Genomic DNA, 17,850 nt, shown 5'->3' on the forward strand with positions numbered 1-17,850 from the left:
GCCGGGCTATTTCCCGGCTGCGTCAGTCGCAGGCCGGGTCCAGCCCTTCTTGTATTTTTCGAACCAGGCGAGGATTGCCGAGGCCTTGGCCGCCGATTGCGACGGGCGCGCGGCGATGCTGCCGTGGCTGGCGCCGGGAACCTTGATCAGCGCGGTGGGCACGCCGCGCAGGCGCAGCGCGGTGTAATATTGTTCGGATTCGCTGACCGGGGTGCGATAATCCTCGGCGCCGACGATGACGAGCGTCGGGGTTTCGACGTTGCCGACGAGCGACAGCGGCGATCGTGCCCAGAAGAGTTCGGGCTTTTCCCACGGCTGGGCGCCGAGCCAATAGGGGCCGAACAGCGCCGAACCGTCGGCGGTGAGCGCCTGCGTCGTCCAGTTGATGACGGGTTTTTGGGTTACCGCCGCCTTGAAGCGGTTGGTCTTGCCCACGATCCAGCTGGTGAGCACGCCGCCGCCCGACCCGCCGGTGACGAACAGCGCATTCGGATCGGCGACGCCGAGTTCGATCGCGCGATCCACGATAGAGATGAGGTCGAAATAATCGTTGCCCGGATAGGTCTTGTCGATCTCGTTCGCGAAGGCCGCGCCATAGCTGGTCGAACCGCGCGGGTTCGCCGAGAGGACGGCATAGCCGCCTGCGGCGTAAAGCTGATTGTCGGTCGAAAAATGACCGCCATAGGCCTGAAACGGTCCGCCGTGGATTTCGAGGATCAGCGGCACGCGCTGCCCCTCGCGATAGCCGGGCGGCAGCGTCAGCCAGCCTTCGATCGTCTTGCCGTCGTGGCTGGAGGCAACCGTGATCTTGCGTACCTCGCCGAGCGATTTGACCTCGCGAAGCGAGCGGTTGAGGTCGGTGAGGATGCGGGTGCTGCCGCCGCGCGCAAGCTGCACCTCGGCCGGTCGCGTCGCGGTGCCGCCGGTGAAGGCGATCGCGCCGCCGTCGGACACGGTGAAGCTGCCGCCCGTATAGGGACGGTCGAGCCCGCCGCCCGAAAGGCCGGTCGCGGCGGTGCGGACCGAGCCGTCGAGACCGATGCGCGCGACCTTCGTCTCGCCATGATCGTCATATTGCGCGTAGAGCGACTTGCCGTCGGCGGCCCATAGGATCGCATCGACGCCATAATCCCAATTGGCGGTGAGGCTGCGCTTGCCCGACCCGTCGCGGTTCATCACGTAGAGCTGGGTATTTTCATAAGCGCGCAATTTATCGTCGAAACCGAGGTAGGCGATCTTGCCGCCGTCGGGCGAGACGATTGGGTTGGCATCGGGACCGTTGCGGTCGGTGAGTGCGGTGATGGTGCCGCCCGCGACGTCGAGCGCGTAGATTTCGCTTTCGACGGGGTCGTTTTCCCAATCAGGCTTGCGGTTCGCGGCGAAATAGATCGTGCGGCCGTCGCGCGACCAGCTCAGGTGGCCGCCGTCATGATAGGGGCCAAAGGTGAGCTGGCGCGGCGAGCCGCCCGTTGCGGGGACGAGGAAGATCTTTTCGAACCCCGGTTCGACATAGCCCTGTCCGTCGGCGCGATAGGTGAGGAGGTCGCGAACCTCCAGCGGTTCGGCCCAGTTTGCACCCTCGGGCTTGTTCGCGGGCGCGCTGCCGAATTTCGGTCCCGCATCCTTGACCAGCATCGAATAGGCGAGCGAGCGGCCGTCGGGCGACCAGGCGAGGCTCGACGGGCTGGTGGGAAGGCCGGTCAGGCGGACGGCTTCGCCGCCGTTCATCCAGCGCACCCAGAGCTGCGGGCTGCCGCCCTCGGTCGAGACATAGGCGAGGCGCTTGCCGTCGGGCGACCAGCGCGGCGAAAAGGCGCCGCCGCTGCGGCCTGCAACGGGTGTTTCCTCGCCCGTTGTGGTGTCGATCAGCCAGATCGAGCTGACCGCGCGGTCGGACATAATGTCGTTCGACCGGCGGACATAGGCGATGTGGCGGCCGTCGGGGCTGATCTGTGGATCGGCGGCGATCGAGAGGTCGAAGAGGTCGTCGCCGGTGAGGCGGCGTTCGGGGGCCAGCCGCGCGCTGCCGGCGGCGGAGGCGGACATGGGCGCGGCGCTGGCGGTTTCGCCGTCGGGCGCGGACGCTTCCTGCGCAAAGCCGGGCTGCGAGGAAAGTACGAGCAGGCTTGCACCGAGGATGGCCAGTTTGCGCATGAAGATTCGCCCCTATTTGAATGAGGGGGCAGGTCTGTACGTTTCGCCTGAGCGGGTCAACTTGTTGAAGCGGCGGACCTCGCCCTGGAAGCCGGCGGTGGACATGGCCGTGCAGCAGGTTAAGTCGGGCATCGCGGTCCGGTTGGCGGCCGAGTCACCGGATAAGGCGTCGGATATGGATTTTTCGCGGTTGCAGGCATCGAGCAAGATCGGCGACGCGTGGGTCTATCCGCAGCCGCCGTGCCTGAACTTCGGCTGGCTCGAGGTCGACCGCGAGCCGGCGCACCGCATCTATTGGGAAGAATATGGCAATCCGGCGGGCGAGCCGGTGATGTTCCTCCACGGCGGCCCCGGCGGTGCGTGCGCGCCGGTCATGGCGCGCTTCTTCGATCCGAAGCGCTATCGCGTCATCCTGTTCGACCAGCGCGGCTGCGGGAAGAGCGAGCCGACCGTGGCGTCGGCGGGCCCGGCGGTCGCGCTGGCAAAGAACACCACCGCCGACCTGATCGGCGATATCGAGAAATTGCGCGGCGAGCTGGAAATCGACGGGCCGATGCATGTGTTCGGGGGGAGTTGGGGGAGTACGCTTGCGATGGCATATGCGATCGCGCATCCCACACATACCGCGAGCCTGATCCTGCGCGGCATCTTTCTGGGCGCGCCCGAGGATCTTCTCTATCTGTACCAGGGCAATGCCGCGACGTGGGAGGCGGACCCCTATGGGCTGACCGAACCTGGCGCCTATATGAAATATCCCGGCGAATGGGCCGCGCTGCTGTCGGTGCTGACGATCGACGAGCGCAAGGACGTGATGAAATCGTACAAGGCGATTTTCGACATGGTCCCCGTGAACGAGGTCGAGAAGGAGCGGCAGCTCAAGGCGGCGCTGACCTGGTCGCTGTGGGAAGGCGTCATCTCGAACATGATCCCCGAGACGGCCGACACGGGCAAGTTCGGCGAGGCCGATTTCGCGCTGAGCTTTGCGCAGATCGAGGCGCATTATTTCGCGAACGAGCTGTTCATCCCGGCAGGGCATTTCTTCGACAATATCGCCACGCTGGCGTCGATCCCGGTGCATATCGTCCACGGCCGCTTCGACGAGGTGTGCCCGCTGACGCAGGCGTCGCGGCTGGTCGAGGCGCTGCGCGATGCGGGGAGCGAACCCGCAACCTATGTCGTCACCAATGCCGGGCACAGCGCGATGGAGCGCGAGAATGCGCTGGCGCTGACAGCAATCATGGACGGCCTGGCCCCGATCGGGAGCTGACGGGGGGCGCGGGTCGACGTCCGGTCAGCGACGCCGGGTGCCGTAGTCGATCCGGATGCGCACCCACGCGCCGACCATCGAACGGCCGCCGACGCGCGGTGGCCGCACCTTGAACTGCCACGCGGCCGCGAGCACCGCGCGCTCGATCTGCGAGCCGGCAGGATATTCGTCGAGCCCGACGCAATCCTCGACGCGGTAATCGGGTGCCGTCCGGCAGGCGATCAGCCCCCAGCCCGGGCCGCTGGCGGTCGAGAGATAGCCGCGCAATTCGTCGTCGCTCGGCTCGCGATACCAGGCGGCGGCATAAAGCGGCTCGCCATTGGGAGCTGTTCCCACCCGTTCGGAGTCGCGCGAGGCGGGCGATCCGCCGGTGTTGGGCGGTCCATAGACCCGTCCGGTCGGCGGGCGCGCCGCGATCGGGGGATTGGCAGGCGCTGGCGATGCCGGCGGCGCTATCGGCGGCGCGGCCTTTGGCACGACGGGCGGCGGTGGTAGCGGTGCGGGGTGTTGCAGCGGTTGCGGTTGGTCCGGGACGGGCTCCGGCGACGGGGCCTGTTCCTCGGCTTGTGCGGGCTGCGGCTGGCTTTCGTCGGCCGCATCGTTCGGCATTTCGGTGGCTTCGAGGCTCACCACGCTGACGAATTCATCCTTTTTGCCGGGCGGCTTTTCCGCGCCCCACGACAGCAGCAGGAGGAGCATGAGTCCCGCAATCGCGATCGCAAGACCGATGGCGAGCGTGCGGCGTCCCGCCCCGATGTTGAGTTGTTCGACATAGGGTGCGGCAGGAGGCGCGGCTGGCGGCGTGGCGGGGAACGGACTCAGCGGAAGCAATCTTTGGTGACGATGCCCGCCGGTCGGGCACCCCCGGGGAATGATGGCGCGTGCGATAGTTGGGCGTCGGCGCTTTGACAAGCGCAGGCGAACGGCACCCAACCGTCGATTTCCGCGATAATGTACCATATGGGTTATTTTATATTGACATCGTCACGCTGATATGGCACAAGTATCACATCATGAAGAATTGCGAGTCGGGCCGGCGCCTTCCGTTTTCAGGAGGGTATTCCGGCCCTTTCGTTTTGGAGGTGGGCGATGGATGAGCGGGAGGACAAGATCGGGGCGCAGCATCATCGGCCGGTGCAGGCCAAGAAGGGCCGGGCGAACGCGTGGACCAAGGCAAAGCGCGACATATTTCTGACCGAATTGGCCGCGAGCTGCAATATCCGGCGCGCCAGCGCGGCGGCAGGAATGTGGCCGACGTCGGCCTATAAGCTGCGCGGCCGCGACGCCGAATTCGCCAAGGCATGGCAGGCCGCGCTCGACATCGGTTACGAACGGCTGGAGACCGCGCTGGTTGCGCGTGCGTTGGAAGCCGTCGGCGAAATCCAATTCGATACGCTGGATGAGCGTGTGGCGCTGGTCGAAAAAATGACCGTCGATCAGGCGATCCGCATATTGGGTCTGCATCGGGAAAGCGTGCGGCAGGGGCAGGCGCGCGGCCGCAAGCCGCAAGCACGCCAAATCGCAACGCAGGAAGAAACCGATGAGGTGCTGATCAGGCGCATCCGTATGATCGAACGCCAGCGTGTCGCGAACGGGCAGCCATCGCTGCTGCCTCCGGACGGTCCCTCCGGAGAACCCGAGCCGGCATGAAGATCACGGGTGCAGACCTGACTGCGACCGATGCCACGACGCGGCGCTGGCGTTCCGGCGACCTGTTGGACATTGCGAGACGGATGACCGCCGAGGAATTGCGGCTGTTGTTGTCGGGAATGACCGAAGGGCAAAAGGCAGAACTGATCGCGCGCTGGTACGGGTTCGAGAATGACGGCCAGCGCGAGCCACCGGGCGACTGGCGCATCTGGCTGATCCGCGCGGGACGTGGATTCGGCAAGACGCGCGCCGGGTCCGAATGGGTGAGCGAGATTGCACGCAATCATGGCGACGCGCGCATCGCGCTGGTCGCCGCGACGCAGGCCGACGGGCAGCGCGTGATGATCGATGGGCCAAGCGGTTTGATCGCGGTGGCGCGTTCGGGAGAGGAAACGCATTGGGTGAAGGGAAGGCGCGAACTGCGCTTCGCGAGCGGGGCGGTCGCGACGCTCTATTCGGCAGAGGCGGGCGAGGAATTGCGAGGGCCCGAACATGATTTCGCCTGGTGCGACGAACTGGCCAAATGGCGCCGCGGCGAGGCGGCGTGGGACAATCTGGTGCTCGGGCTGCGGCTCGGCGAGCGGCCGCGTGCCGTGGTGACGACAACGCCGCGCGTGAATGCGGTCATGCAGCGGGTGCTGGCAGCGCCGGGATTGGCTGAGACGTTGGGGAGGACGCGCGACAATCCGTGGCTGCCGGCCTATTTCGTGAGCGCGATGCTGGAAAGCTATGGCGGGACGCGGCTGGGGCGGCAGGAGCTGGATGGTGAGCTGCTGGAGGATATCGAGGGTGCGTTGTGGACGCGCGGGCTGATCGAGCGGTGCCGGATCGGGGCCGATGAGATCGGCAAGCCGGTGCGCGTCGTGATCGGCGTCGATCCGCCAGCGACGGCGCATGGCGATGCGTGCGGGATCGTGGTGGCGGCGTTGCTGCGCGATGGGCGGGTCGCGGTGGTCGAGGATGCGAGCGTCGAGACGCCGCCGCCCGCCATGTGGGCGCAGGCGGTCGCGGCGGCAGCGGCGCGCTGGGGCGCCGACCGGGTGGTGGCCGAGAGCAATATGGGCGGCGAGATGGTCGAAGGCACGCTGCGCCAGGCCGACTGCGCGCTGCCCGTGGTGCCGGTGCATGCGAGCGTCGGCAAGGCACGGCGCGCGGAGCCGGTGGCGATCGCCTACGAGCGCGGCGATGTGGTGCATGCTGCGGTGTTCGCGGCGCTGGAGGACCAGCTTTGCGGGTTGCAGGTTGGCGGCGCTTATGCCGGGCCGGGGCGCTCGCCCGATCGGGCGGATGCGTGCGTTTGGGCGCTGGCGGCTTTGCTGGAGGGGCGGCGGAAGGGGAAGGTGCCGGGAATAACGCGGGTTTGATTCGTCCGTCTTTGCGAGCGTAGCGAAGCAATCCACGGTGCGACAAGCCGCTCTGGATTGCTTCGCTACGCTCGCAATGACGAGATTGTGGTGTTCGGAGGAGACTTTCATGAACTGGTTTGGCCGCAAGGCCGCGCAGCTTCCTGCGCGGCCCGCTTTGTCGCGTGTGTATGGGAGTTGGAGCGCGCCCGCGCCGATGAGTTGGGAAGCGCAGGTGCGCGAGGGATATCTTTCCAATGCGATCGTGCAGCGGGCGGTGCGGCTGGTGGCCGAGGCGGCGGGCAGCGCGCCGGTAGTGGCGAGCGATCCGGGGCTGGCGGCGCTCGTCGCGGCGGCGTCGGGCGGGCAGGGGCTGGTCGAGACTTTGGCGTCGCAGTTGCTGCTGCACGGCAATGGCTATGTGCAGATCCTGGCCGATGGCGCGGGCGCACCGGCCGAGCTGTTCGCGCTGCGGCCCGAGCGGGTGACGGTCGAGGCCGACGCGCGCGGGTGGCCGGTGGCCTATCGCTACAAGGTGGGTGGCCAAGGGGCAGGCGGGAGCGGCGTTGTGTTGCCCGCCGAGGATGGCGCGGGGCGCGTCGCGGTGGTGCATGTGAAGGCGCTGCATCCGCTCGACGATCATTATGGCGCCGGGTGTCTGGGCGCGGCGGCGGGGGCGATCGCGGCGCATAATGCAGCGGCCAAGTGGAACGCGGCGCTGCTCGAGAATGCGGCGCGGCCTTCGGGAGCGCTGGTGCATGATCCGGGCGACAAGGGGATGCCCTTGTCGGCGGAGCAAGTGGATCGGCTGCGCGAGGAACTGGCCGAGAGTTTTGCGGGCGGGGCGAATGCGGGGCGGCCGTTGCTGCTCGAGGGCGGGCTGAAATGGCAGGCGCTGTCGCTCTCGCCCGCCGAGATGGATTTTCTGGCGCTGAAGGATTCGAGTGCGCGCGAGATTGCGATGGCTTTCGGGGTGCCGCCGATGCTGCTCGGGCTGCCGGGGGATGCGACCTATGCCAATTATCGCGAGGCCAATCGCGCGCTGTGGCGGCTGACGGTGCTACCGCTCTGCGCGAAGATTTTGGGGGCGGTGGCGCAGGGGTTGTCGGGGTGGTTTCCCGGGGCCGAGTTGCGCGTCGATCTGGATCGGGTGCCGGCGCTGGCCGAGGACCGGATGGCGCTGTGGCGCGAGGTTTCGGCGGCGGACTGGCTGAGCGCGGACGAGAAGAAGGCGCTGTTGGGCGTGGGTTAGTTTTCGCCGGTAGCGGGCCACCCCCACCCAGCTTCGCCTAGGCAGCAAGCTGCCAAGGCTGCGCAACCCTCCCCCATCCAAGGGGGAGGGATTTCATGAGGATAGCGACATGGACGAAGACGAGGCGTTGGCGCGGCTGATCGCGCTGGCGGGGACGAGTGCGCCCGATGCGGCTTTGCTGCGCGCGGTCGTCGAGGAAGCGAGCGAGCTGGGCGCGCGGCGGGCGCTGGCGCGGCTGGGGCTCGCCGACGAGGCGGCGCGCGATGATGTGAGCGATTTGCGGCAGCTGCTCGGCGCGTGGCGCGATGCGAAGAAGAGCGTGTGGGCGGCGATCGTCGATTGGGCGGTGCGCGGAATGCTGGCGCTGCTCGTCGTCGGGCTGGCGATGAAGCTGGGGTTTGCGGGGCTGCTCAAATGAGTGTGCGCTTTGCGGGCTATGCTTCGGTGTTCGATCGGGTCGATCGCGGCGGCGATGTGGTGCGCGCGGGGGCCTTTGCGGCGAGCTTGCAGGCTGCGCGCGCGGTGCCCTTGCTTTGGCAGCATCGGCCGGGCGCCAGCATCGGGATGATCGAGACGCTGGCCGAAGATGCGCGGGGGCTGCGCGTCGTGGCGCGGGTGACGCATCCGGCGGCGGCGAAGCTGGTCGCAAGTGGCGCACTGACGGGATTGAGCTTTGGATATCGGGTGACAGCGGCGCGCGGGGTGAACCCGCGCGAGCTGGTGGCGCTCGATCTGGCCGAAGTAAGTCTGGTGGCGGCGCCGATGCAGCCTTTGGCGCGGGTGATTCAGGTGGTGAAGGAGTGAAACGCATGGACGATATGGAAGTGAAAGCGGACGCGCTCGACGGGGCGTTCGATGCGGTGCTGGCGGCCGAGGCGGTCGACGAACTGAAGGCGTCGGTGGCGGCGCTGAAGGCGCAGGTCGACGCGCAGGCGGTGGCGGCGTCGCGGCTGCCGCTCGACGGCGCGAAGGCGGCCGATCCGGCGCGCGAGGCCTTTGTTGATCGCTACCTGCGGCGCGGGATCGATGCCGGCGTCGAGATGAAGAGCCTGTCGGGGGCGAGTGCCGGCGAGGGCGGCTTTGCGGTGCCGCGCGAGATCGACGGGAGCATCGCGGCGACGCTGAAGACGCTGTCGCCGATCCGCAGCATCGCGACGGTCGTGCAGACGGGGACGAGCGGATACCGCAAGCTGGTCGCGACGGGATCGTTCGGTATGGGATGGGTCGGCGAGACCGCGGCGCGGCCCGAGACCGCGACGCGCAGCTTTGCCGAGATCGCGCCGCCATCGGGCGAGCTCTACGCCAATCCGGCGGCGAGCCAGGCGATGCTCGACGACGCGATGTTCAATGTCGAGGACTGGCTGGCCGAGCAGCTCGGCCGCGAGTTCGCGGTGGCGGAAGGCAGCGCCTTCGTGAACGGCAACGGCACGAACCGACCCAAGGGCTTCCTGACCTATACGGCGACGAACGAGGTCGACAGCGTGCGTGCCTTCGGGTCGCTGCAATATCTGGCGACGGGGACCGCGGGCGCCTTTCCGGCGGCGAACCCGCAGGACAAGCTGGTCGAGCTCGTCCATTCGCTGAAGGCGCCGTACCGTCAGGGCGCGTGCTGGGTGATGAATTCGGATACGCTGGCGCGCATCCGCAAGTTCAAGACGACCGATGGCGCCTTTATCTGGCAGCCGGGGATGGTCGAAGGGCAGGCGGCGACGCTGCTCGGCTATCCGGTGGTCGAAGCCGAGGACATGCCCGACGTCGGCGCGAACAGCCTGTCGATCGCCTTCGGCAATTTCCGCGCCGGCTATCTGGTTGCCGACCGTGGCGAGACGCGGATCCTGCGCGATCCGTTCAGCAACAAGCCCTTTGTGCATTTCTATGCAACCAAAAGGGTGGGCGGTGCGATCATCGATTCGCAGGCCATCAAATTGATGAAGTTCGCCGCCAGCTGATAGCGCTGGCGCGCGAGGGGCGCCCGGCCCGACAGCCTTCCCTTTCGGTGAAGGGTCGGGCGCCGATTTCTTCCTATCGATATTGGAAAGGATGGCCCTGCCATGCCGACCCCCTTTTTCGCCGATATGGTGCGCGAGATGTGCCAGGAAGGCGGGACCGGGCCGCTGACGCCCACCGGTGCAGTGCCCGGCCATCGCCGCTTTGCCGGAGCCGTGCCGGCCGGCGTTTCATTTCATTATGCGGTCGCCGGGATCGCCCAGCCCGGCCAGTGGGAAACCGGGCTGGGTCATATCGACACGAGCGGCCGGCTGGTCCGCGACAGCGTTGCCGCGTCGTCGGCCGGCGGTGCCCCGGTCGATTTCGCGCCGGGGCTCAAGACGATTGCACTGACGGTCGGTGCCGGCTGGTATGCGGCGAGCGATGGCGCGCGCGCCGCGCTCGACGACGGCATGACCGCGCTGGGCGCCGCGGTCGATGGCAAGCAGCCGTTGTCGACGACGCACGCCGAAGTGGCGACGGGCGCTGCGGGTGATCTGATCACCGTCCGGCGCGGGGCCGGCTGGGTGAATGTGCCGCTGGCGACATTGCCCTTTCAGGGCGCGGCGGGCTTGCATCAATTCGGCGGCATATTGTCGGTGCCCGGCGGCAGCGCGGCGGCGCCCGCGATCAGCTTTACCGGCGACCTCGACACCGGCGTCTTTCGTCCGGGCAGCAACACGCTGGCGCTGGCCGTCGGCGGTGCCGAGCGGATGCGCATCACTTCGGACGGGCGCGTCGGGATCGGGCGGAGCGATCCACCCGTGCCGCTGTCGGTATTGGGGGCCGCCTCCAGCCCCGCCCTCAACGCGGCGGGCGGCGGCGCCGAGCTGAAATTCGATTCGACCGCCGCGCTCGCATTGGGGGGCGGGCCGGCGCCGATGGGCTATGCGCTGTGGCTGCAGGGCAAGCAGGACAATGGAGGCTATACCGGCTCCGCCTTTCCGATCGCACTCAACCCGCTCGGCGGCCATGTGGGGATCGGCACCGGCGCGGGAGCGGCACCGGCGGCGCGGCTGCACGTCAAATCCTCTGGCGAAATCCTGCGCCTCGACACGGCGGCGGCGCGGGGCAGCGGTTCGAACTCGCTGACCTTTTCCGACCCGACCGGACGCAAGGCCTATGTGGGTTATGGTTCGGCGGACGACCGGTTCGAAATCGTCAACGAGATGACGGGCGCCGCCTATCTGTCGACGGGCGGGCCGTCGTGGCAGTTTTGGGTCGCCGGCACCCTGTCCTGTGCGATCACCGCATCGGATGTCCGCCCGGGGAGCGACAACAGCAAGTCGCTGGGCAACGGCGCGGGGCGCTGGTCGGTCGTCTATTCGGCTAGCGGTGCGATCAACACCTCCGATGCGCGCGAGAAAAGATGGCGCGGATCGATGACGGGCGCCGAGCTGGCGGCCGCGCGCCGGATCGTCGCCGAACTCGGTTTCTATCAATGGAATGATGCGATCGCAGCAAAGGGCGAGGACAGCGCCCGATATCATTTCGGCGTTCGCGCGCAGGCGGTCTGGGACATCATGGCCGGCGAAGGCCTGTGCGATCGATCGTCCGCCGCGCCGTGCGACCAACCCTATGCCTTTCTGTGCCACGACGCCTGGGCCGAAGAAGGCGGGAGCCGTTTCGGCATCCGGCCCGACCAGCTGACGCTGTTCCTGATCGCGGCGCAGGAAGCGCGGATCGCGATGCTGGAGGGCGGGGCATGATTGGCGGGCAGGCCCTGTCGTCGCGCGCGATCGGCGACGCGACGCGGCGCGACATGCCCAGCGAATGGGGCGGCCCCGAACCGGCCGCGACCCAATCGCCGCTTCCCATCGCGCGCCGCACCGACCGCCGCGTGACGGTTCGAAAACCCTGACCGGGAGACTTATCGATGACGATCATGGTGAAGGATCCGGATTCCCGGATCGATTTCGAATTCGACTGGAGCATCGCCTATCCCGATGGCCTGGCGGTGGTCGGCAGCCTGTGGACGATCGTTCCGGACGAGGACGGCGGCCTGACACTGGCCGGCGCTGCGCATGACCTGACCCAATCGACCGCGACGCTTGCAGGCGGGATCGCGGGGCATGTCTATCGCGTCGCCAACCGTGTCACGCTGAGCGACGGTCAGATCGACGAGCGATCGGTGACGATCCGGGTGGAGGAACGGTGATGGCGGAGAGCCTGTTGCCGGGCGAGGCACCGGTGAGCCTGAACGAAGCGCGCAGCTGGCTGCGGTTGGGGGCGACGGTCGACGATGCGGTGGTTGCCGGGCTGGTGCGTGCGGCGACGAATATCTGCGAGGCCTTTATCGGTCGGTGGCTGATCGTCCGGATCGGGGAGGAAATCCTGCCCCCGAAAGACGGGACAGTGCAACCGTCCGCCCGGCCGGTCGTGGGCATCGAAAGCGTGGCGTTGATCTTTCCCGATGGAGATGAAAGCGACCTTGGCGACGGCGATTACCGCATGTCGGTCGATATCGACGGTACGGCCCGCATCGTCATGGTCGGCGCGGGCAATGCGGTGCGGGCGCGCGTGGCTTATCGTGCCGGGATCGCGGAGGGGGCGAATGCCATTCCCGAGGCGATCCGGCAGGGCATATTGCGCATGACCCAGCATTTGCACGAGGCGCGCGATGGCGCCGCCATTGCGCCGCCGGCGGCGATCGCGGCGCTGTGGCAACCGTGGCGGCGCTTGACGCTGGGCGGCGGGCGATGACGGGCGGCGCGGCGATCGCGCTGCGCGGGCGGGCGTTGGAGTTGCTGGCGAACGACGATGCGCTGACGGGGATGGTGCACGGGATCTTCGACGGGACACCGCCGCGTGCGAGCGCACCCTATGTGACGATCGGAGCTACGGAGGGCAGCGACTGGGGGACGAAGGATCGAGCGGGGCGCGAAATCCGCCTGACGCTGACCCTGATTGGGATAGGCAGCGCGGCCGACGACAAGGCTGCGGGGCGCGTTGAAGCCGTCGTCGCTTCCTTGCGCGGACCCGCCGGCGCGTGGACGGTGGTCGGTGCCCGAACGATACGGACGCGCTTCAGCTTCGCGCGCGATGGTGGCTGGCGTCACGAAATCATCGTGCGGTGCCGCTGTCTGGCGGCGTAATCGCGTGACGGCGGCAAAACGGGACGTTCGGTCCCGAACCAGTCGCTTTGCCGCCGACAGGATCGAGTCAGGCCATCATTCGCCCGGCATCGTGTTCGTCGACTTATAGTCCTTGAACTTGTCGGTGAAATTGGCGTGATAATCGTCGATCTGCATGTCGGCGTCTTCGCCGGCGACCTTTTCGGAATCGCCGCCCGATCGACCGAGCGCGATCACCGCCTTGCGAAAGGCGTCGCGTTCGGGCCCGCAGTTCGACTTCACCTGCATTTCAAATTCGGCCTCTTCCATCTTGGCCTCGAGCGCCTTTTTCATGTCGGCGCGCAGGCATTTGGTGAAAGCGGCGCGCGTCGTGTCGACGGTCGCCGAAGGCGACTGCGCCATGGCGGCCAAAAGCAATGTTGTGATCAGCATCCTGCGACTCCCCGTTAGCAGTGTTTTTTCCCCGAGGAGATTAGACGATGGCGATTGAAAATGGGAGCGATTTTCTGCTCAAGATCGGCGATGGCGAAGCGCCGCCGACCTATCGCACGGTTGCGGGCCTGCGGACCACGCAGATGTCGGTGAACGGCGAGGCGGTGAACGTCACGACAAAGGATTCGGGCGGCTGGCGCGAGCTGTTGTCGGGCGCCGGGGTGCGATCGGTTTCGGTGAGCGCGGCGGGCATTTTCACCGGGTCCGATGCCGAGCTTCGGCTGCGCGGCCATGCCCTTTCGGGCATCATCGACGATTATGAGTTGAGTTTCGAAAGCGGCGAGCGATTGCGCGGGCGATTCCTGGTCACGCGACTGGATTATGCCGGCGATTATAATGGCGAGCGCAATTACACGCTGAACCTGGAATCGAGCGGCGCGGTGGTAAGCCTGTGACCGCGAATGCGCTGCGCGGCGAGGCCGCGTTCCGCATCGGTGGGCGCGCTTATCTGCTGCGCCCGAGCTTTGCCGCGCTGGTCGCGGCCGAAAGCGAGCTTGGGCCGCTGTTCGCGCTGGTCGAGCGGGCGGCAGAAGGACGGCTGGGGCTAGGCGAGCTTGCCGCGCTGTTCTGGCATTGCGTGCAGGATCGGCCCGAAACGCTGACGCGCGATGCGGTGGGCGAGGCGATCGCCCAGCAAGGGCTGGCGGGGGTGACGCCGGCGCTGCGCATGCTGCTGGGGCAGATATTGCAGGGACGGTGACGTGGACGGCGATCGGCTGGGGCCTGCGGCGATCAAGCTTGCGGGTGTGATGGCGCGCGTCGCGGGGTGGCGCCCCGATGAGTTCTGGGCGGCGACGCCGGCCGATGTGCGCGCGGCGCTGGGAGGCTGGACCGGAGAAGAGGCCGAAGGGCCCTTTGACGGCGCGACGCTGGCGGCGATGATGGAGAGGTTTCCCGATGGGTGACGAGGTCGATGAGATGCTGGTGGCGGTGCGCGCCGACACCGGCGCGTTCCGGCGCGATATCGCGGCGTTGCGCGGCGAATTGGAGGGGGCACTGGGGTCGGGTGCCGACGCCGGTGGGCGCGCGATCGAGCGGGCGCTGTCGCGCGCGATCGTCAGCGGCAAGATGGGGTTCGAAGATCTGAAGCGCCTCGCGCTGTCGGTCATGGCGGACATTGCGCGCGCGGCGATTTCGAACGGGATCGGCGCTGCGATGGGCGGCGGATCGGCCGGGAGCGGTGGGGGATTGCTGTCGCTCGGCACCTCGATCGCGATGGCGCTGTTCGGGGCGCCGGGGCGGGCGACCGGTGGACCGGTAAGCGCCGGGCGCGCCTATCGCGTCGGCGAGCGCGGGCCCGAGCTGTTCGTGCCGACCGCGAGCGGGCGGGTCGAGGCCGCAGGCAATGGCGGAGTGCGCAATATCGCGATCACGGTGAATGTGCATGGGCAGACGGGGAGCGAGCCGCAGCGGCTGGTGCAGACCGGACGGCAGTTGGCGCGCGCTGTGCGGCGCGCGGTGGCGAGCGGAGAGGATTGATGGGCTGGGCCCTTGTCGCGGCCGCCGAGCCGCATCATCGCAAAGGCTGGCTGAAACGCTTCGACCCGCGCTTCTGGACGGTCGATTTCGCGCGGCCGATGATGGCGTGCGTGACGAGCGAGACGCCGGGGGCGCTGCGCGTTGACGCGGTATTCTATCGCAAGCAGGATCTGGCGGGGCTGATATGGGAAGCGGAGGACCGGTGGGATCATCCCTTGCTCGCCTATGAGACGCGCCGCGATTTTCGCCATGTTCAACTGAGATTTCGCTGGCGGTCGGGCGGAGTGAAGCCGCTCGACGCGTTGCACGGGCCGACGCTGACGATCGAGGGGCGCGATGCGACGGGGAGCCCCCGCGCCTGGTATGTCCGGTTGTGGAATTATGCCGAGGGGACGGGCGAGGATGCCGTCGTCAGCCTCGATTTGGATGCGCTCGATGGTGGCTTCCTGTTGCCGGACGAGGCCGACCCCGTGTGGGCGGGTGATATCGACCGGATGTTCATTTCGCTGGTGCCGCCGAGCTATGATGGCAGCGAAGGCGTGCTGGGCGCGCCGGTCGCGGGCTGGGCCGAGATGAGCGAGATCGCCTGCTCGGGATCGGGTTCGGTGCTGGCGATCGGCGATGTGGTGATGCCCGAGCAGGGTCTTGGCATCGCGAGCGGATATGACGACAGCTATCATCTGACCCCGGCGCGGCTGGTCCGGCAGATGGTGCAATTGGGCTATCGCGGCGATGTCGTCCATTATGTCGGGATGAGCCATTATATGCGGCTCGAGACGGCGGGCGGCGATTTTCACGCGAGCCTGGCGGGGGGCGTGCTCAATGCGCCGTGCGCGGCGTGGCATGCGGGATTTGCGGCGGCGTGCCGGGAGGCGGGGCTAGGGGTGATCTGGTCGCTCTCCTATGAGCTGTTCGATGCCTATTGCTGGGGCGGTTGGAAGCAGCGGGCAAGTGACGGTTCGCCCGCGCTGACCGGATGGGAACCGCCGTCGACCCTGCTGTCGCCCGCGAATGCGGCGGCGATGGGATATTTGCAGCTCGTCGCGCGGGCGTTTGTGCAGGTCGCGGTGGCGGCGGGGTTGCCGGTGAAGTTCCAGGTCGGCGAGCCCTGGTGGTGGATCGCTGCCGGCGGGCGGATCTGCGCCTATGATGTCGCGACGACTGCGGCGCTCGGGCCGTCGAGCGTGGCGATTGCCGATGTTCGCGGGGCGCTTGGCGCGCCGCAGCTCGCGATGCTCGATGCGCTTGGCGGATTGCTCGCGACCTCGACCGCAGCGCTGGTTGCGGCTGCGCGCGACGAGGCGGGGGCAGCGGAGCTGACGAGCTATCTGCTCGTCTATCTGCCGACGGTGCTCGACCCGGCGGCACCAGCGGTGCGGCGGGCCAATGTGCCCTTGGGGTGGGCGGCGCCGGCGTTCGATATATTGCAGCTCGAGGATTATGACTGGGTCACCGGCGGGCGCGGGGCGGAGACCGCGAGCGCGCGCGCCGCGATGGCGCTGCGGCTCGGCTATCCGATTGCGGAACAGCAATATTTTTCGGGATTTGTGTTGCGCGAGGATGATCGCGCGCAGTGGGCGGTGATAGCCGATGCGGCGGACGCGGCGCGACGAAACGGGGTCGCGCGCAGCTTTGTCTGGGCGCTGCCGCAGGTTGCGCGCGACGGGTTTGTAACATTCGACGGGGAGGATGATGTGCAGGCTTTCGATACGGCGGATTTTCCGCTTTCGATCGGACGCGAGGCGATGGCCCAGACCGAGTTTTCGACGCAGATCGTGAGTTCGCCGTCGGGGCACGAGCAGCGCGCGAGCGAATGGGCGGAAGCGCGGATGCGTTATGACGCGGGGCCCGGAATCCGGTCCGAGGCCGATGTGCGGACGCTCGTCGATTTTTTCCGTGCGCGGCGCGGTGCGGCGCGCGCGTTCCGCTTTCGCGATCCGTTCGATTGCAGCTCGGCTGCCGACGGCGGATTGCCGGGACCGGACGATCAGATGCTCGGGACGGGCGACGGGTTGCGGCGGCAGTTCGCGCTGGTGAAGCGGTACGGATCCGGCGACGCAGGACAGGTGCGCGGCATCCGGTTGCCGGTCGATGGCAGCGTGCGGGTGTCGGTCGACGGGCTGGAGACGGCGGCGTTTCTGATGACCGATGCGGGCGAGGTGCTGTTCGACATTGCGCCGGCGGTCGGGGTGACGGTGCGTGCGGGGTTCCGGTTCGACGTGCCGGTGCGCTTTGCCGAGGACCGGCTGGAGGTGAGCCGTGCGACCTTCCTTGCCGGCGAGATCGCGAGCGTGCCGCTGGTCGAGGTGCGCGCGCCATGGTGATGCCCGACGTGATGCGCGCGGCGCCGGGGTGGCTGCGCGAAGAGCTGGTGACGCTGGCATGGTGCTGGCGGCTGGCGCGCCGCGACGGGGTGGTCGTCGGGCTGACCTCGCACGACCGCGACCTGATCGTGGGCGGAATCCCCTATCGGGCGGCGCCGGGAATGAAGCCGTCGGCGCTCGATACGAATGACAGCCTCGATGTCGCGACGATGGACCTGGAGGGGGCCGTCACGAGCGACGCGATCGCTGCGCGCGATCTGGACGCCGGGCGCTGGGACGGAGCGGAGCTGGAGCTGTTCGTGACCGACTGGAGCGCGCCCGAAACGGCCCCGGTTACGGTCGCGCGCGGATCGCTGGGCGCGATCGAGCGGCGCGGGCCTGCCTTCGCTGCCGAACTACAGGGCGTGACGCGGCTGCTCGACCAGCCGGTGTGTCCCGCCACATCGCCGTCGTGCCGTGCGATGATGGGCGACCGCGCGTGCCGGGTCGACCTGGCGCCGTTGACGCAGGCGAGGCGTGTCGTGGCGGTCGACGGGCGCATGGCGACGCTCGATATCGCCGCGCCCGGGATGGCCTTCGGCGAGCTCATGTGGATGGAGGGCGCCAACAGCGGATTGTCCAGCCCGGTGATCGCGGTCGAGGCGGCGGTGCTGCATTTGGCCGAGGCGCCCGCTTTTGCGGTTCCGGGGCCGATGCGCGTGCGGATCACCCAGGGATGCGACAAGCAGCTTGCGACGTGCCGCGATCGCTTTGCCAACGCCGTCAATTTTCGCGGCGAGGCGCATCTTCCAGGCAATGATCTGCTGACGCGTTATCCCGGTGGATGAGG

General features: G+C 67.9%; 21 protein-coding genes. 18 read left to right on the plus strand and 3 right to left on the minus strand.

The annotated features are described in order from the left end of the window. Positions 1 to 6: 6 nt before the first annotated feature. Positions 7 to 2,154, minus strand: coding sequence for a S9 family peptidase (locus tag BLW56_RS10810; RefSeq protein WP_093510495.1), 2,148 nt, complete (start codon positions 2,152 to 2,154; stop codon positions 7 to 9). A gap of 175 nt (positions 2,155 to 2,329) precedes the next feature. Here BLW56_RS10810 and pip point away from each other — a divergent pair, with 175 nt between their 5' ends. Then, positions 2,330 to 3,421, plus strand: a complete 1,092-nt coding sequence (gene pip, locus BLW56_RS10815) for a prolyl aminopeptidase (protein WP_093510917.1) — start codon at positions 2,330 to 2,332, stop codon at positions 3,419 to 3,421. 24 nt (positions 3,422 to 3,445) lie between these two features. Here the strand turns inward: pip and BLW56_RS10820 are convergent, their stop codons facing one another. After that, a complete protein-coding gene (locus BLW56_RS10820; RefSeq protein ID WP_256203387.1) occupies positions 3,446 to 4,252 on the minus strand; it encodes a hypothetical protein in 807 nt (268 codons plus the stop codon). A 258-nt stretch (positions 4,253 to 4,510) separates the two neighbouring features. Between BLW56_RS10820 and BLW56_RS10825 the strand changes: the two genes are divergently transcribed. The 11 genes from BLW56_RS10825 to BLW56_RS10870 all read left to right on the plus strand — a co-directional run bounded on the left by BLW56_RS10825 (position 4,511) and on the right by BLW56_RS10870 (position 12,747). Continuing rightward, the gene (locus tag BLW56_RS10825; protein WP_093510496.1) at positions 4,511 to 5,071 is read left to right on the plus strand and encodes a hypothetical protein; all 561 of its coding nucleotides are present in this window, start codon (positions 4,511 to 4,513) and stop codon (positions 5,069 to 5,071) included. Continuing rightward, complete coding sequence (locus BLW56_RS10830) at positions 5,068 to 6,435, plus strand: phage terminase large subunit family protein (protein WP_093510497.1); 1,368 nt, start codon at positions 5,068 to 5,070, stop codon at positions 6,433 to 6,435. The genes BLW56_RS10825 and BLW56_RS10830 overlap by 4 nt, the downstream gene beginning before the upstream one ends. Positions 6,436 to 6,544: 109 nt before the next feature. After that, positions 6,545 to 7,666 carry a phage portal protein gene (locus BLW56_RS10835; protein WP_093510498.1) on the plus strand — a complete coding sequence of 374 codons (1,122 nt, stop codon included), beginning with the start codon at positions 6,545 to 6,547 and terminating at the stop codon, positions 7,664 to 7,666. Positions 7,667 to 7,775: 109 nt separating this feature from the next. Next, positions 7,776 to 8,084: a DUF6127 family protein gene (locus BLW56_RS10840; RefSeq protein WP_093510499.1), complete on the plus strand. Its 309-nt coding sequence runs from the start codon at positions 7,776 to 7,778 to the stop codon at positions 8,082 to 8,084. Further along, on the plus strand, positions 8,081 to 8,470 hold the full coding sequence (locus tag BLW56_RS10845; protein ID WP_093510500.1) for an HK97 family phage prohead protease: 390 nt from the start codon (positions 8,081 to 8,083) through the stop codon (positions 8,468 to 8,470). Before BLW56_RS10840 ends, BLW56_RS10845 begins: the two co-directional genes overlap by 4 nt. A 5-nt stretch (positions 8,471 to 8,475) precedes the next feature. Then, complete coding sequence (locus BLW56_RS10850; RefSeq protein ID WP_093510501.1) at positions 8,476 to 9,615, plus strand: phage major capsid protein; 1,140 nt, start codon at positions 8,476 to 8,478, stop codon at positions 9,613 to 9,615. Positions 9,616 to 9,717: 102 nt separating this feature from the next. After that, the gene (locus tag BLW56_RS10855; RefSeq protein WP_093510502.1) at positions 9,718 to 11,361 is read left to right on the plus strand and encodes a tail fiber domain-containing protein; all 1,644 of its coding nucleotides are present in this window, start codon (positions 9,718 to 9,720) and stop codon (positions 11,359 to 11,361) included. Beyond that, positions 11,358 to 11,513 (plus strand): hypothetical protein, encoded by a 156-nt coding sequence (locus tag BLW56_RS20630; protein ID WP_177175911.1) that lies wholly within the window; start codon positions 11,358 to 11,360, stop codon positions 11,511 to 11,513. The genes BLW56_RS10855 and BLW56_RS20630 overlap by 4 nt, the downstream gene beginning before the upstream one ends. Positions 11,514 to 11,528: 15 nt before the next feature. Beyond that, positions 11,529 to 11,810, plus strand: coding sequence for a phage fiber-tail adaptor protein (locus BLW56_RS10860; RefSeq protein ID WP_093510503.1), 282 nt, complete (start codon positions 11,529 to 11,531; stop codon positions 11,808 to 11,810). Continuing rightward, entirely contained in the window at positions 11,810 to 12,355 is a 546-nt protein-coding gene (locus tag BLW56_RS10865; RefSeq protein WP_093510504.1) for a head-tail connector protein, read from the plus strand. The genes BLW56_RS10860 and BLW56_RS10865 overlap by 1 nt, the downstream gene beginning before the upstream one ends. Then, positions 12,352 to 12,747, plus strand: a complete 396-nt coding sequence (locus BLW56_RS10870; protein ID WP_143043437.1) for a DUF3168 domain-containing protein — start codon at positions 12,352 to 12,354, stop codon at positions 12,745 to 12,747. Before BLW56_RS10865 ends, BLW56_RS10870 begins: the two co-directional genes overlap by 4 nt. Positions 12,748 to 12,822: 75 nt before the next feature. Here BLW56_RS10870 and BLW56_RS10875 read toward each other — a convergent pair whose 3' ends face one another. Beyond that, positions 12,823 to 13,158 (minus strand): hypothetical protein, encoded by a 336-nt coding sequence (locus tag BLW56_RS10875; protein ID WP_093510506.1) that lies wholly within the window; start codon positions 13,156 to 13,158, stop codon positions 12,823 to 12,825. A 47-nt stretch (positions 13,159 to 13,205) separates the two neighbouring features. Here BLW56_RS10875 and BLW56_RS10880 point away from each other — a divergent pair, with 47 nt between their 5' ends. Genes BLW56_RS10880 through BLW56_RS10905 form a run of 6 tightly spaced genes read left to right on the plus strand, consistent with a single transcriptional unit; the run spans position 13,206 to position 17,848 of the window. Continuing rightward, positions 13,206 to 13,613 (plus strand): phage major tail protein, TP901-1 family, encoded by a 408-nt coding sequence (locus BLW56_RS10880; protein WP_093510507.1) that lies wholly within the window; start codon positions 13,206 to 13,208, stop codon positions 13,611 to 13,613. Next, positions 13,610 to 13,918 (plus strand): gene transfer agent family protein, encoded by a 309-nt coding sequence (locus tag BLW56_RS10885; protein WP_093510508.1) that lies wholly within the window; start codon positions 13,610 to 13,612, stop codon positions 13,916 to 13,918. Before BLW56_RS10880 ends, BLW56_RS10885 begins: the two co-directional genes overlap by 4 nt. 1 nt (position 13,919) lies before the next feature. Next, positions 13,920 to 14,123, plus strand: coding sequence for a phage tail assembly chaperone (locus BLW56_RS10890; protein WP_256203388.1), 204 nt, complete (start codon positions 13,920 to 13,922; stop codon positions 14,121 to 14,123). Beyond that, a complete protein-coding gene (locus BLW56_RS10895) occupies positions 14,116 to 14,697 on the plus strand; it encodes a tail tape measure protein (RefSeq protein ID WP_093510509.1) in 582 nt (193 codons plus the stop codon). The genes BLW56_RS10890 and BLW56_RS10895 overlap by 8 nt, the downstream gene beginning before the upstream one ends. Then, positions 14,697 to 17,021 carry a DUF2460 domain-containing protein gene (locus BLW56_RS10900; protein WP_093510510.1) on the plus strand — a complete coding sequence of 775 codons (2,325 nt, stop codon included), beginning with the start codon at positions 14,697 to 14,699 and terminating at the stop codon, positions 17,019 to 17,021. The genes BLW56_RS10895 and BLW56_RS10900 overlap by 1 nt, the downstream gene beginning before the upstream one ends. Then, positions 17,015 to 17,848, plus strand: coding sequence for a DUF2163 domain-containing protein (locus BLW56_RS10905; RefSeq protein ID WP_093510511.1), 834 nt, complete (start codon positions 17,015 to 17,017; stop codon positions 17,846 to 17,848). The genes BLW56_RS10900 and BLW56_RS10905 overlap by 7 nt, the downstream gene beginning before the upstream one ends. The last annotated feature ends 2 nt before the right edge of the window (positions 17,849 to 17,850 follow it).

This window comes from Sphingopyxis sp. YR583 (genome assembly GCF_900108295.1).
In the GTDB taxonomy this organism is placed as follows: domain Bacteria; phylum Pseudomonadota; class Alphaproteobacteria; order Sphingomonadales; family Sphingomonadaceae; genus Sphingopyxis.

Coding starts and splice junctions, on each gene's coding strand:
- BLW56_RS10810 (WP_093510495.1), bottom strand. CDS start 2,154: ATGCGCAAACTGGCCATCCTCGGTGCAAGCCTGCTCGTACTTTCCTCG.
- pip (WP_093510917.1), top strand. CDS start 2,330: ATGGATTTTTCGCGGTTGCAGGCATCGAGCAAGATCGGCGACGCGTGG.
- BLW56_RS10825 (WP_093510496.1), top strand. CDS start 4,511: ATGGATGAGCGGGAGGACAAGATCGGGGCGCAGCATCATCGGCCGGTG.
- BLW56_RS10830 (WP_093510497.1), top strand. CDS start 5,068: ATGAAGATCACGGGTGCAGACCTGACTGCGACCGATGCCACGACGCGG.
- BLW56_RS10835 (WP_093510498.1), top strand. CDS start 6,545: ATGAACTGGTTTGGCCGCAAGGCCGCGCAGCTTCCTGCGCGGCCCGCT.
- BLW56_RS10840 (WP_093510499.1), top strand. CDS start 7,776: ATGGACGAAGACGAGGCGTTGGCGCGGCTGATCGCGCTGGCGGGGACG.
- BLW56_RS10845 (WP_093510500.1), top strand. CDS start 8,081: ATGAGTGTGCGCTTTGCGGGCTATGCTTCGGTGTTCGATCGGGTCGAT.
- BLW56_RS10850 (WP_093510501.1), top strand. CDS start 8,476: ATGGACGATATGGAAGTGAAAGCGGACGCGCTCGACGGGGCGTTCGAT.
- BLW56_RS10855 (WP_093510502.1), top strand. CDS start 9,718: ATGCCGACCCCCTTTTTCGCCGATATGGTGCGCGAGATGTGCCAGGAA.
- BLW56_RS20630 (WP_177175911.1), top strand. CDS start 11,358: ATGATTGGCGGGCAGGCCCTGTCGTCGCGCGCGATCGGCGACGCGACG.
- BLW56_RS10860 (WP_093510503.1), top strand. CDS start 11,529: ATGACGATCATGGTGAAGGATCCGGATTCCCGGATCGATTTCGAATTC.
- BLW56_RS10865 (WP_093510504.1), top strand. CDS start 11,810: ATGGCGGAGAGCCTGTTGCCGGGCGAGGCACCGGTGAGCCTGAACGAA.
- BLW56_RS10870 (WP_143043437.1), top strand. CDS start 12,352: ATGACGGGCGGCGCGGCGATCGCGCTGCGCGGGCGGGCGTTGGAGTTG.
- BLW56_RS10875 (WP_093510506.1), bottom strand. CDS start 13,158: ATGCTGATCACAACATTGCTTTTGGCCGCCATGGCGCAGTCGCCTTCG.
- BLW56_RS10880 (WP_093510507.1), top strand. CDS start 13,206: ATGGCGATTGAAAATGGGAGCGATTTTCTGCTCAAGATCGGCGATGGC.
- BLW56_RS10895 (WP_093510509.1), top strand. CDS start 14,116: ATGGGTGACGAGGTCGATGAGATGCTGGTGGCGGTGCGCGCCGACACC.
- BLW56_RS10900 (WP_093510510.1), top strand. CDS start 14,697: ATGGGCTGGGCCCTTGTCGCGGCCGCCGAGCCGCATCATCGCAAAGGC.
- BLW56_RS10905 (WP_093510511.1), top strand. CDS start 17,015: ATGGTGATGCCCGACGTGATGCGCGCGGCGCCGGGGTGGCTGCGCGAA.